This is a genomic window from Streptomyces sp. Isolate_45, from assembly GCF_024721315.2.
Classification (GTDB): Bacteria; Actinomycetota; Actinomycetes; order Streptomycetales; family Streptomycetaceae; genus Streptomyces.
Genome location: NZ_JANFAK020000094.1, coordinates 21,362 through 34,228, shown reverse-complemented (window position 1 = coordinate 34,228; position 12,867 = coordinate 21,362). Strand labels below are relative to the sequence as shown.

At 68.7% G+C, this 12,867-nt stretch carries 10 protein-coding genes and 5 pseudogenes; 7 read left to right on the top strand and 8 right to left on the bottom strand.

Annotation, left to right across the window (positions count from 1 at the left end; translation table 11 throughout):
• Positions 1-234: 234 nt before the first annotated feature.
• Both NOD94_RS26685 and NOD94_RS26680 read left to right on the top strand, forming a co-directional pair.
• Entirely contained in the window at positions 235-732 is a 498-nt protein-coding gene (locus NOD94_RS26685; RefSeq protein WP_281208655.1) for a hypothetical protein, read from the top strand.
• A gap of 239 nt (positions 733-971) precedes the next feature.
• Positions 972-2,300, top strand: coding sequence for a hypothetical protein (locus NOD94_RS26680; protein WP_281208654.1), 1,329 nt, complete (start codon positions 972-974; stop codon positions 2,298-2,300).
• 91 nt (positions 2,301-2,391) lie between these two features.
• On the opposite strand, the gene NOD94_RS26675 is transcribed toward NOD94_RS26680, so the two are convergent.
• Together NOD94_RS26675 and NOD94_RS26670 are read right to left on the bottom strand one after the other, a co-directional pair.
• Positions 2,392-2,781, bottom strand: a complete 390-nt coding sequence (locus tag NOD94_RS26675; protein WP_281208653.1) for a hypothetical protein — start codon at positions 2,779-2,781, stop codon at positions 2,392-2,394.
• The gene (locus NOD94_RS26670; protein ID WP_281208652.1) at positions 2,748-3,161 is read right to left on the bottom strand and encodes a hypothetical protein; all 414 of its coding nucleotides are present in this window, start codon (positions 3,159-3,161) and stop codon (positions 2,748-2,750) included. The genes NOD94_RS26675 and NOD94_RS26670 overlap by 34 nt, the downstream gene beginning before the upstream one ends.
• A gap of 42 nt (positions 3,162-3,203) precedes the next feature.
• Between NOD94_RS26670 and NOD94_RS26665 the strand changes: the two are divergent.
• Positions 3,204-3,503: pseudogene (locus NOD94_RS26665) on the top strand (ATP-binding cassette domain-containing protein); the annotation flags it as partial.
• 256 nt (positions 3,504-3,759) lie between these two features.
• Here the strand turns inward: NOD94_RS26665 and NOD94_RS26660 are convergent.
• Positions 3,760-4,173, bottom strand: a pseudogene (locus NOD94_RS26660) (NAD-binding protein); the annotation flags it as partial.
• Between the two features lie 351 nt (positions 4,174-4,524).
• Here NOD94_RS26660 and NOD94_RS26655 point away from each other — a divergent pair.
• Complete coding sequence (locus tag NOD94_RS26655; protein WP_281208651.1) at positions 4,525-5,004, top strand: ricin-type beta-trefoil lectin domain protein; 480 nt, start codon at positions 4,525-4,527, stop codon at positions 5,002-5,004.
• Here the strand turns inward: NOD94_RS26655 and NOD94_RS26650 are convergent.
• Positions 4,887-5,972, bottom strand: a complete 1,086-nt coding sequence (locus NOD94_RS26650; protein WP_281208657.1) for a hypothetical protein — start codon at positions 5,970-5,972, stop codon at positions 4,887-4,889. The two genes, NOD94_RS26655 and NOD94_RS26650, sit on opposite strands and share 118 nt — an antisense overlap.
• A 167-nt stretch (positions 5,973-6,139) precedes the next feature.
• Here NOD94_RS26650 and NOD94_RS26645 point away from each other — a divergent pair.
• Positions 6,140-7,270, top strand: a pseudogene (locus NOD94_RS26645) (IS110 family transposase); the annotation flags it as partial.
• Here NOD94_RS26645 and NOD94_RS26640 read toward each other — a convergent pair.
• The 4 genes and pseudogenes from NOD94_RS26640 to NOD94_RS26625 all read right to left on the bottom strand — a co-directional run.
• Positions 7,266-7,604: pseudogene (locus tag NOD94_RS26640) on the bottom strand (transposase); the annotation flags it as partial. The pseudogenes NOD94_RS26645 and NOD94_RS26640 overlap by 5 nt on opposite strands.
• Positions 7,605-7,960: 356 nt before the next feature.
• Positions 7,961-8,833 (bottom strand): hypothetical protein, encoded by an 873-nt coding sequence (locus tag NOD94_RS26635; RefSeq protein WP_281208650.1) that lies wholly within the window; start codon positions 8,831-8,833, stop codon positions 7,961-7,963.
• A gap of 380 nt (positions 8,834-9,213) precedes the next feature.
• A pseudogene (locus tag NOD94_RS26630) lies at positions 9,214-9,748 on the bottom strand (transposase); the annotation flags it as partial.
• Between the two features lie 92 nt (positions 9,749-9,840).
• Positions 9,841-10,227 (bottom strand): beta/gamma crystallin domain-containing protein, encoded by a 387-nt coding sequence (locus NOD94_RS26625; protein WP_281208649.1) that lies wholly within the window; start codon positions 10,225-10,227, stop codon positions 9,841-9,843.
• Positions 10,228-10,933: 706 nt separating this feature from the next.
• Between NOD94_RS26625 and NOD94_RS26620 the strand changes: the two genes are divergently transcribed.
• A complete protein-coding gene (locus NOD94_RS26620) occupies positions 10,934-11,197 on the top strand; it encodes a hypothetical protein (protein ID WP_281208648.1) in 264 nt (87 codons plus the stop codon).
• Between the two features lie 786 nt (positions 11,198-11,983).
• Entirely contained in the window at positions 11,984-12,841 is an 858-nt protein-coding gene (locus NOD94_RS26615) for an alpha/beta hydrolase (RefSeq protein WP_281208656.1), read from the top strand.
• The last annotated feature ends 26 nt before the right edge of the window (positions 12,842-12,867 follow it).

Genomic DNA, 12,867 nt, shown 5'->3' with positions numbered 1-12,867 from the left:
AGCTCCACGGGCGGTCGCCGCGCCGGCGGGCCCCCCCCCCCCCCGCGCCCCCCCCCCCCCCCCCCCGCCTTCGGCCCGTTCGCCGGGCTTCCGCCCGGCCGCGAGCCAGGTACGGGGGCACTCTATGGTGGGGGAGGCCTGTTGTGCGGTGGGCGTGTCGCTGGAGTTGTATCGGGGGAGTGTGTGGGGTTGAACGGTGGGGACGTGGGTGGGTTCCGGGACGGGGCGCGGCTGTTGACCGACGAGGAAGCCGGTGAGTGGTTCGGTTTCCGCAGAAGGATCGGCCTCTACGACGGTATGGGGCAACTGTTGGCCTACTCCGACTCTGATGAGATGGGCCGTTCTCCCGGGCACCCGCCGGAGGGCTATCTGAAGGGCTACGGCTGGGACTCGCGGGACCGGATCGTGCGCCTGCTCGCTGATCGGGACGACGAACGCGTCCAGAGGTTTCAGGCGAAGCCCTGGGCGCGCATGGTGACGGGGGATCACGAGAACAGGTTCTGGGTGGCGGCCGACGGGCACATGGAGATCTCGGAGCTGTGCCGCGAGCCCGGCGATGCGATCTGCCAGGAGGCCTGGAAGTACCTGTGGTTCTCCGAGGGAGACCCGGAGGAGCTGTTTCGGCGGATGGCGGAGAAGCGGAGAGTGCTGCTCCGTCTGCATGTCGCTCGGCTGTACGGCGAGATGCTTCCGAAGGACGAGTGGGAGGAGCCCCAGCCTCGGTACTGGTGAGTATCGAGGAAGGGTGGGTCGGCCATCCGCGGGCTTCCCATCCGCAGGCGGGTGGCCTGCCGGGCAGGACCCCGATCTTTCCGGGCTGCGGGCCAGCCGCCGGGAGGATCGCCCGCAGGCAGGGACAGCTGCTTTTTGACAGGCGATCTTGACCGATTGCAGGTGGGCTTGACCGCTGAGCTCCAGGAGACAGTTCGTCTGCGGGAGCGGTGTCAGCGGTCCCTGCGAGCATACGGATCATGAAACGATCCGACGATCTCCTGGCAGGGCTGGACGACATCGACTGGGCGGCCCTGGGACACGCCCACGGCAGCGCCGAGGATGTGCCCGGCCAGCTCCGGACGGTGTGCGGGCCGGACGAGGAGGCCCGGGAGAGCGCCTTCCGTAGCCTGTTCGGCAACATTTTCCACCAGGGCACCCGGTACTCGGCCTCTCCGTACGCCGTGTCGTTCCTCGCACGGATCGCTGTCGCGGGCCCGGTCGGCGCTCGGGCCGACGCACTGCTGCTGCTGACCCGTCTGGCCATTGATTGGCACGACGAGTACGACCTCCCGCTCGGCATCGACACCGCCGCGTGGCGCGCCGCGGCCATCAGCCCCGAAGAAAATCTGCGCTGGTACGACGAGCAGATCGCCGCCGAGACCGGCGAGGAGCGGCTGGAGAACTTGCGTGAGGGACGGGCGTACTGTGCGGCGGGACATCCCGCCGACGCCCGCGAGGGCGCACTGCGCTCCTATGACGCGGTCCGCGCCCAGCTTCCCGTCCTGCTCGAACTGCTCAGCGACCGGGACCCGGAGATCCGCACCAAGACCGCGTACCTTCTCGGCTGGTTCCCCGAGGAGGCCGCCGCCACCCTGCTCCCGTTGCTTGCCTGCCTCGACGGCGAGCAGGACCCGGTCTGCATAGCCACGGTCCTCGTGGCGGTCGGGCTACTCACCGACCACGACCCGGACGGGCAACTCCGGCACCACCTCGACCACGAGGACCCCTTGCTGCGCTGGGCCGGCGCCACCGCCCTGACCCGCTTGCTGATCGCGCACCCGGCCTCCGCGCCCGGTCTGCCGCCGGCGGAGCGCATCGCCGCCGAGCTGGCGGCCTTCGGCGCCGGGCCGGCCCCCGAGTCAGCCACCGACCATCACGACGGCGACCTGCACAGCTACACCGTCCGCAGTCTGCTGCACCTGATGGGCGCTGCCGAGAACCCGGACGGGATCCTTCTGGAGATTGTCCGCGCCCTGCCTCGTATCGAGAAGACCGAATTCGTGCCCCGTCCGCTGGCGGTCCGCGCCGAGAACCTGCTGGAAGCCCTGTTCGACCCCGCGGACACCAGCCCGGTGTTCACCGAGCTCTCGCCTGGGCGTCGGGAGTTGCTGAGGGTCCTGGCCGAGTTGCTGACCGCCGCGGAGTTCCAGCCCATGCCGTTCGGCTCAGATCTCCACGAGCGGTTCACTCAATACGGCCTCCCCGGCACCCGACCCGCCCTACGCGCCTACGTCGGCCTGTCCACCGAAGGGGAGGACCCCGACGCCCCCCTCCCCGACCTATGGGAAGCATTGCGCAATCAGTGATCCCACCGCCCCTCACCAAGCACTGGCTGCCGGCCGAGATCGAGTGACAGGAACCCAGCGACGGTCAAACTCGCCTGGCAAAGAGTCAGGATCACCTGTCAGTGGACAACGGCCGCCGGTGACGTCGGGTGAGGGTGAGGGCTTTCAGCAGGTCGTTGCGGGTCATGTTCGAGCGGTCGGGGAGGTGGGCGGCGGCAGCCTTCTTGTAGAGGGCGGCCTTGGACAGGCCGTCCAGGTCCTCCTTCTTGGGGGCGGTGGTCTTGCCGCCGGTGCTCTTCGGGCGCGCCGCTCGTTCGACGCTGGCGCGTAGGGCTTCCATGAGGTCGACGGCGCCGGTGGGTTCGGCTGCGGGTTCGGCCTTCTCCACGCTCTCGCCCGCCTGTTCGGCGTCGATGAGGGTGGCGACCTTCTCCTGGAACGTGTCGTGGAACCGGGTCGGGTCCCAGGTCATGCTGAGGGCGGTGATGAGTTGCTCGGCCATCCGTAGTTCCTTGGCGGAGGCCTTGGTGCGGCCGGGCAGGGTGTCGATTTCCTGCTTTGGGTCCCGGATCTCGTCGGCTCAGTGCAGGGTGTGCAGGGTCCCGCTGCTTCTCCGGCGTGGACGGTGCAGGGCATGCCAACACTGTGGGCGAGGTCGAAGGCGGCCCTGTGGGGGCGGGCGGTGTACAGGGTTTCGTCGCCGGCGAGGTCGAGGCCGGTGACGATGTCCCGGTGCCTGACGGCGGTCTCGGCGACGGCGAGGCTTTCGTCCGGGCTCTGGTGGCGCAGGCAGCACAGGAGTAGTCCGGTGCCCAATCCGGTGGTGGCCCGGCCCTGGGCCAGTCCATCGGCGACTGCCTGAACGGCTTCGTCGGCGGTCATTCCGTGGCGGCCGTGCAGTTGCGGGGCGAAGCGTACTTCTCCGTAGACGACGCCGTCGGCGCCTCCCAAGGCTTGGCCGACGGCGTCGCCGGGGCGGACGAGGCGTACGCCACGAGCCTGGAACGCTGGCTCGCGCTGGGCGGCGCCGACCTGGACGAGCGCGCCGAGCACGTCGCCGGCACGCTCGGCCTCGGGATCGACCTGGGGCAGGCCATGACCTCGCTGCCCGGCGGGCAGGCCGCACGCGCCCAGCTGGCCTCGCTCCTGCTGTCGCGCTATGACGTCTTCCTTCTGGACGAACCCACCAACCACCTCGACCTGCAGGCCATCGAGCAGCTCGAATCCGCCCTCGACGCCTACGACGGCACCCTGCTGCTGGTCGCCCACGACCGCCGGCTGCTCGAAGCCGTACGCGTCACCCGTCGACTGCACCTGGAAGGCGGCCACCTGAGCGATACCCCCCATGACGCCCTGCCCTCGCCGGGCCGGCTCGCATGCGGACAGACCCTGCTCCCCTGGGCGACGCAGCGCCATCGTCGGGGGACAGGGCCTTCGCCTGGACGGGGCTGGTTGGGCAGTGGCCGCTGCTGCGGTGGGGTCAGCGAGTGGCGGCGACCGCGACCGGGGTGGTGGTCTCGTGGTGGCGGGCGGCGAGGTAGCGCTCGGCGTCCAGGGCCGCCGAGCAGCCGGTGCCGGCCGCGGTGACGGCCTGGCGGTAGGTGTGGTCGACGACGTCGCCGGCGGCGAAGACGCAGTGCAGGCTGGTGCGGGTGCTGGGGGACTTCACCCTCAGGTAGCCCTCGCGGTCGAGGCCGAGCCAGCCGGTGAAGGGGTCACGCAGGGTCACGCCGGAGAGCATGCCGTTCGACTCCTTGATCTCGGCGATCTCGCTGTCGAAGGCGAAGGAGATCTTGTCGTCGGAGAACGCGCGTTCGTGCATGACCTTGGAGGCGCGCAGCGCGGAGCGGCGGTGGACGACGGTCTCGGAGCTGGCGAAGCGGGTGAGGAAGGATGGTCCTGGCCACCGGCTTGCGCTCGACCTTCACACGGCCGACCTCAGCACTGATGGGGACGACGTTCACCGCCTGGTGGGCTTCGCCGAACCCGTCCTCCGGAGCTGGGCCCCCTCGCCAGGAGCGGAACAGGGGGAGTGGGGGTGTCTTGGCGCGCTCCCTGGCCGTTCTCCCGGCTGTCTGTCGGGTCATCACATGTTGTGGCTCTTTGGGATGAAGATGCCGAGCAGAAACCGTTGGCCAATTCTTGGCTGCTGCTATCAATTGTCTTGCGTTCGGAGCCGGGATGGGAATCCATCGGGCGTTCGGGCGCGAATCCCACTTCTCCGGCAGAAACGGATTTCGCCCTCATGGCAATCGCCCTCCGCAAGACGCTCGCCCTCACCGCGCTGGCGCTGACCGCTTCCTTCCTGCCGGCGACCGGGGCGCAGGCAGCGGCGACCGCCACTCCGGTCCTACGTGCTCCTGGGCTCTACTGCCTCGCCAACGCCTGGAACACGCCGAACGTCTCCACCAAGCCCTGCGACACCAAGGACCAGGGCCAGCACTGGACCCTCTCGGGCCACCAGATCTCCCTGACCAACGCCCCGGCCTACTGCCTCGCCAACACCTGGAACGCCTCGGACGTGTCGGTGAAGCCGTGCGACGCGAAGGACCAGGGACAGTACTGGAATGTCTCGGGCCAGCAGATCACCCTCGCCTACGCCCCGGCCTACTGCTTCGCGAACGCCTGGAGCACCCCGAACGTGTCGACCAAGCCGTGCGACGCCAAGGACCAGGGCCAGCGCTGGGTGATCTTCAAGGACCAGATCAGCCTCGCGGCCGCCTGACCTACCCCCACCGAACGCCTGAACGCGTTCACGGGCGGGCTCCGGGTATCGAGGCCGGCTGTCGTGAGTGCCCAGTTGCGACAGCCGGCATCCCGCCGACGTTTCAGGAACAGAATCGTGTGAAGAGGAAGATGGCGGCCTGCAGTTCGGCGCGCTGCAGTTCGACGGACCGGGCGCGGACCATATCGACGCAGAGCTCGGCAAGCCATCGGAGACGGCAGCCCATCACTCGGGAAAGGAGCCGTCCGCAGCCGTGCTGGCCCGAAGTAGATACCCTGAACAGGCCCATTGTCCGCAGCGGTCCCCTGGACGGCCTGCTGCTCGACGTCACGCAGATCGGGAGAGTTTGTTCGACTGACCTCACCGCAGGCCCCGGAGAGCCGGTTCCGGCCGTAGCCACCGTCCTCTCCGGCAGTAGATCGCACCCACCGCCGCAGCGGATGCGGCGGGCGCAGTGTCGAGGTGTGAACGGGACCACATACGGGACGGTGGGCGCTCGCGGGCCGGGATCGTATAGGGGTTGGGGCATGCTGCTCGCCGCCGTCTCCATGCACGTGGCGCTGCAGGTGGGAGCGGATCGTGTGGGACGAATAGGCCTTGTCGGCCAGGACCACGTCGGTCTCGCTGCCGACCGGCCGCGGAACCCCTTGATCGTGCTGTGCCCTTCGGGAACGCGGGTGCGTCACGGGCGTGGCCGGGTGCGATGAGGACCTTCTCCCGGGTGCCGTCGGCGTCCCACTTCCGCAGCCGGTTGTGGGCGCCGCGCCCTCCAAGACCCGAAGTGCTTCCGCACCGTGCGCTGAGGGGCCCTTGCCGAGTTCCTCCTCGAGCACGGTGAACTGGTCATCGGTGACGGTCGGGGAGTTCGCCGGGCCCGCCGAGCGCAAGGCTTCCATGCCGCCCTCGCGCCAGGCGCGGCGCCAGCGTTCCACCGACCGCACGCTCGCCCGCAGCTCTTTCGCGATCACCGTGGTCTTCTCGCCCGCCGCGAACCTCTCGCCGGCCTGAAGCCGGATCCCCTCACGAAACGCCCGACGCTCAGCGGTCAGGCCCCCACCCTCCGGATACCTCACCTCACTGGCATACCGCAGGGATCATCAACCGTCACCACCCGACGACAACCCGAAAACCTCAGTACAACAAGCTCCTGGAACTCCTGGCCGAGCACGGCGACGGTACCGAAACTCCTATATCCGCTCGTGGCAACCTTGCGCGCCGGGAACCTCAAGGTTTTCGCGATCAACCCGCTCGCAGCTTCGCGTTACCGCGACCGCCATGGCGTCAGCCGCAAGAAATCCGACCCCGGGGACGCCCTGGTCCTGGCGAACATCCTGCGCACCGACATGGCCATGCACCGACCTTTGCCGGCCGACTCCGAGCTCGCCCAGGCCATCACCGTGCTGGCCCGCGCCCAGCAAGACGCCGTCTGGAGCAGGCAGCAGATCTTCAACCAGGTCCGCTCACTCCTGCGCGAGTTCTTCCCCGCCGCACTCCTCGCTTTCCAGAGCAAGAAGGGTGGCCTGACCCGGCCCGACGCTCGCGCCGTCCTCGCCCTGGCACCCACCCCGGCCAAAGCGGCCCGGCTCACCCTCGCTCAGCTACGGGTCGCCCTCAAACGCGGCGGACGCACCCGCTCCATCGACGCCGAAGCCGAGCGCCTGCAGGCCGTCTTCCGTGCCGAGTACGCCCGCCACATTCCGGTGGTCGAGGACGCCTTCGGCAAGCAGCTACAGGCCCTCCTCACGCAACTGACCGCAGCCTGCCAGGCCGCGGACGACCTCGCCGCCGCCGCTGAAGAGAGCTTCCACCAGCACGCGGACAGCGAGATCCTGCTCGGCTTTCCCGGCCTCGGCTCTCTGCTCGGCGCCAGGGTGCTCGCCGAGATCGGCGACGACCGGGCTCGTTTCAGCGACGCGAGAGCCCTCAAATCCTATGCCGGCTCCGCACCGATCACGCGCGCCTCCGGGAAGAAACGCTTCGTCGGACGCCGCTTCGTCAAGAACAACCGGCTCATGAACGCCGGCTTCCTCTGGGCTTTCGCCGCCCTCCAGGCCTCACCGGGGCCGACGCCCACTACCGGCGCCGGCGCGAACACGGAGACTGGCACAACGCCGCTCAACGCAACCTGCTCAACCGCTTCCTCGGCCGGCTCCACCACTGTCTTCAGACCGGCAAGTGCTACAACGGACAACACGCCTTCAGCCCACTGCTCGCGCTCTCCGACGGGCAGGCAGCTCGACTTCTTGGCTCCCTGATATGTCTTTGAGGGCTCTGACGTGCGAGGCGTCGATCGCGGCGTCATCCATGTCCAGCAGCCCGGCGGCCCGCAACTCGGTCAGCAGGACTTGGTGGAGGCGGGGCCACACGCCGGCCTCGGTCCAGTCCCGAAGCCGGCGCCAAGCCGTCACATCGCTGAAGCCGAACCGCTCGGCAGGAACGTCCCGCCAGCTCACGCCCTTGCACAGCACGTAAACGATGGCCCTCAACGCCGCACGATCGTCTACCGGAAGCCGCCCGGGATACCGAATCCGCCTGGCCGGCTGACCCGGCAACAACGGGGCCACACGTTCCCACAGGTCATCAGGCACGAGATCAGACACACCCCAGATCCTGCCGACACCACACCCAACTGCCAAGCCCCGCAACCAATCTCATTCTGAAACGATCAGTAACAGCAATACCGCAGTTCCCGCAGGTAAGCAGTTGCCACCAGAGGGAAGGACGGAGGAGTTGAGGCGCCATCAGGATCGGTTGGACGCCACGCGAGCCGGGTACCGCAGAACATCGACAATGAGGTGGTCTCCGGTCGAGCAACCGCGATCCCGGCAGAGCTCAGGTCGGGCACTCGGATGAGTAGGCCGGCGTGGTACCAGGGCCGGCAGGTGGTGTAGCAGTTCCTTCGGGGCCCTGGTGCCATAGGCACCAGGGCGTCCGCGGCGTCCACGTCCGGGCTCGGTCACTTGACGCGCACGGTGTGCGTGCTGTTGTTGTCTCCGGGATTGGTGTCGCCGGGTGCGCGGATCGAGGCGTGGATAGCCCCCTGCCCAGCTGTCCCCACCTTCACCAGCACCGGAATCTGGTTCTTCTCACCGGCCTTGAGCGTGCCACCGGTGCAGCGGAAGCCGCCACTTGTACTGCCGGCCACCGCTCCCGACTGCACGCACTGGAAGCCGCTGAAGGTGCCATTCTCCGGGGGTCTCCGTATCGACAGAGCTCCGGAAGTGGACACCTCGATCACCGCGCCCTTGACCTCGGCGCCGGCATTCCCGTACGGCAGCCAGAAGTTGCGATTGGTGCCGGCCGCCGGTTCCGCCTCGCCTGTGATCGTGCCCAGCGAGGCGTTGCTGGGCGAGCCGGCCGGGTTGGCCGCGTCGGTGGGGTTTGCGCAGACCTTGTTGGACGGTTCCGTGACGGCGTCCTCCAGGTCGTACAGGACGGGGTCCTCCGCGTGCACCAAGGCCTTGACCGTGGCGCAGTAGGCGATGCCGGGTTTGATGCCGGCGTTGACGGACCGGGTGACGGTCCTGCCCACACCTGGCGCGTTGGTGCCGGGCAGGGTTTTGTCAATCCTCGCGTAGGTCGGGTTGTCCCGTTCCGTCAGCTCGATGAAGAAGGCGGTGTCCGGTTCGGAGTTGTCCCGGAATATGACAGTGACGTTGGGTGCTTGGAGCTGGAGGCTCACCAGGCGTGGAGGGTTGTAGATCGGGTCCTGTGCGGTGGCGGAGGTGGCCAGGCCGACCACGAGGACACCTGCGGAGGCCAGGACGAGGGATACTCGAACGGGCCGGCCGGAGCGGTGGTGTGGGGCGGCTGTTGTTCTCGGGGACATGCTCGTCTCCCTCGCGTTCCGTCCGTGCGTCTCCGTCAGCGGACGGGCGGTCCACAGCCTTCCTTCCGTCTGCCCGGCGGCGAAGGAGGGTGCGGTGGAATACGTCAATTGTTTCCATCATCCCGCTCCCGGGAGGCGGTGTCGACTGGGCGGACCGTCGTCGACTGCCGTCTGCGAACCGGTTGGCTCTCCGGGCCGGGGGAGGATTGTGGAACGTGTGGATGCCATCGTCCGCGTCCACCTGCATGGCGACCTGCACGAGGATCGTTTCGTCCTGGTTCTCCGACTCGAAGGCGATGGCGGGGAGTGGACGAGGCTCGGGGGTGTCTCTATGTCCTTCATCAAGGACGTTGTGCCGGGTATGAGGCTGTTTGGGGTGGTCATGCGGCGAGGGTGATGGCGGGGGTTCTGGACTCGTAGAAGGTGCCGTCGCGGAGCATGGCGAAGAGGACGCTGATGCGTTGGCGGGCGAGTCTCAGGGGGGCTTGAGTGTGCGTTTTGCCGCGGGCTCTTTGCCGGTCGTAGTAGGTGCGGGACGCCGGGTCGGTGTTCATGCAGGCGAAGGCGGAGAGGAACATCGCGTGTTTGAGCTGCCGGTTTCCGTCTCGTGGCGCGTGTTCGCCGTGTATCGAGGTCCCGCACGACTTTGTGGTTGGGGCGAGAGGCCGGCGTAGGAGGCGAGGTGGGCGGCGCTGGGAAAACTGGTGCCGTCTCCGACGGTGACCAGCAAGACAGCGGCGGTCCTGACTCCGACTCCGGGCATCGAGGTCAGGACCTGGTGAAGGGGGTGGGCCTCCAGCAGGGTGCTGATCTGGGGGCTTCCAGCGTCCGGCGCTGGTCGTGGACCGCGGTGAGTGAGGCGGCCGGTGACGGGATCACGATGTCGAGGGTCCCGGTTCCCGGGACCACGACGGTCGGCAGCTGCCATAGCTACGCTGCTCCGGCCTGGCAACGCCAGGCCCAGCACGGTTCAGGGTGCGGGCGTCGGATGACGCCCGCACTTGCGCTCAGTGAATCTTGATCCATTCGATCTTGTGTGCCTGGAATGGGGCCTTCCACCCATCCGGGTCCTGGACAAGCGAGTACGTGCTCCACTTTCCGACACCCACCTCCATCGGCGCAGAGTTGATTCCGGGCCTGTACCGGATCCTCACCACGTTGTTGCCGGTCGAGATGTACTGAATCCCGTAGATGGCGACGTGCACTTCTCCAGCGTTCGCGAAGCAGAGCACCTCGCCCTGGGTGAGGTGGATCTGGAGGAAGTCGCTTCGCCCCCCACAGCCCGTCCGGTTGATCGCATGGGCGGGGAGCGTGGTCGCGAGGGTGGTCAGCAGGGCGACGGCTGAGACGCAGGCTCCGCGCACGAGCGCACCTGACATCCGACGGATACTCATATGAGTTCCTCCTGGTGGAAGTTAAAAGTCACTTGTATGGGACATGGGTTGCGGGGGCGGCCACCCGCGGCATGGTGACGGATCGCTGAGCAGCCGCCGCAAGGGAGCGCCGGAGCGAGACGGGCAGGACAGGACGGGTGGCGAGCAGGTTCGCTCTGGCCTTCGGCGCCACCTTGACGGTGCGCTCTCCGGCGTGATCCAAGACTCCGGCAGCCCGCTGTCCACCTTCCAGGCCACACGGAGACGAACGCTGTCCACCGTTGTCCGCCGCTGTCCGGTGTCTGCCCCACCATGTGAGGTGGTCGACGATTCCCCGGCCGATTCCGGTGCCTCACACGCGCTCCTGGCAACGCGAAGGCGGGAGCGGCCGGCTGCGGGTGTGGTGCTGGCCTGCGGGGAACCGCCGGGCCCTGTGGGTGCGGGGGTACGGCCGGTGGAGGCACGGCGCTGTGCTGTCCCGCCAGGACTGGCCGGGCGGGGAGGTGGTCGACCAGCTGGCCGTGGACAGGGCCGTGGATACGCGGGTGAGGGCCCGTTGCTGCGCCTGGCCGTAGGACGGTCTCCGGTGGGCGCTCGGTTCTCGGTCCGGGCCGTCGGACTCCGGGCCGCCGACCCTGATGCGCCGGGATTCGGCGATCGGCTCGGCATAGCGGCTGCGGGCGGGGACCCTGGATGCAGGGGCCGGTGTGTGAGGGAGGCCCCGGAGATGACGCTGTCCCCGCCGGTGGAGCAGATGCTCGCGCAGGCTGCGGAGGCCCTTGCCGGCCTCCAGCCGGATCTCCTGGCGGCGGGCATCCGTCTCCGCAGCGTTCTGGTCTGGAATTTTGTGGGACTCGACATCACCGCTCCCGTCAGAGAATCGGCGACGGTCGCCATGTGGGCATCGGCCGCCGTCGCGGCCGGGCTGCTCGGCGGGATCCCCTACGTACGGTGGTCGGCAGCCCGAGAGGCGGCCCGACCTCGCGGCTAGGCCAGCCGATCAACGCACCCGCGCGCCGCTCATCGGCATCTGATCAGCGGCAGGTAGGACGGCCGGAGCGCCGCGGTGCGCTTCTCAAGAAGACCTTCTTCCCGGCCGGGGTGAGCCCGTGGCCGTGACGGGCCGTTTTGCCGACGTCCATCCCGAGGAAGACTCCCACGCCTTCGATGCCGGACATCGCACCCTTTCCGGGTCGTTGACCATGCCGGCCTCGGCGACGGCACCGTGCTGGCGCATCCACGTCATGCAGACCTGCCGCCCACGTCTTCGCCCGGCATTGCGCCGGACCGGGCGGTGGCCGGGTCTCTCATCAGCGTCCCCGGCGGCACCCCACGGACCCGGCGACACCACCCCCCAGGTCATGCCTTCGACAGAGGGGACACAGTCAGACCGGGCCCGGAGGCCAGCGGCCCCATCGCAGGACCGCGAAACAGATGACGGGGGTAGCCCCGCAAACTCCGTCGGACGAGGCCTCGATGAGCAATCGCCTGTTGGGCGGCTGACCGCACTCGCCAGCGAGACCGGTGATTCCACCGATGTGCGCCTCCCGGGCGCGCCGTGACAGTGGTCTCGCCAGCGAAAGAGGCGGACCCACCCCCTTCGGCGCATCGCCGGGTACCGGCGGGCGGGCTCCGCCACGACCGAGAGGACGACTCCGTCGTGCAGCAGCAACACACCGAGAACGCACCCCGACCCCGCCCGGGCGGCGACGCCGCTGCCACGAAGGGCCGGTCCGCCGACCCCACCGGCGTCGGGAGGGCGCGGCTGCGGCCGCTCGTGTCCGCCTTGGCCGCCCTCGTGACCATCGGCGGACTCGCCTCCTTCACGGCATCCGCTGCCCAGGCCGCGGCCAATCCGTACGAGCGGGGCCCTGCGCCGACCACGTCGAGCATCGAGGCCGTCCGCGGGCCCTACGCGGTGTCCCAGACCAGCGTCTCCTCCCTGGGCGTTACGGGCTTCGGCGGCGGCACCATCTACTACCCCAGCACCACGGCTGACGGCACCTTCGGCGCCGTGGCGATCTCACCCGGCTACACCGCCACCCAGTCGTCCATGGCCTGGCTCGGCCCACGACTGGCCTCCCAGGGCTTCGTCGTCATGACCATCGACACGCTCACCACCCTCGACCAGCCCGACAGCAGAGGCCGGCAGCTACTTTCCGCCCTCGACTACTTGACCCAGCGCAGTGCCGTCCGCGCCAGGATCGACAGCAGCCGACTCGGGGTGATGGGCCACTCCATGGGCGGCGGCGGAACGCTGGAAGCCGCCAAGTCCCGTCCCTCGCTGCAAGCGGCCATCGCGCTCACCGGTTGGAACCTCGACAAGTCCTGGCCCGAGATCCAGACACCGACCCTGGTCGTCGGGGCCGACGGCGACACCATCGCACCCGTGCTCACGCACTCGGAACCCTTCTACACGAGCCTGCCGAGCTCGCTCGACAAGGCGTACGTGGAACTCAACAACGCCACGCACTTCACTCCGAACACCTCCAACACCCCCATCGCCAAGTACAGCGTCGCGTGGCTCAAGCGGTTCATCGACAACGACACCCGCTACGAACAATTCCTCTGCCCGCTGCCGAGCCCCGGCCCGACCATCGAGGAGTACCGGGGAAACTGCCCCCATTCCTCCTGAACCGCCCCCGGCCGGTGGAGGCAGTG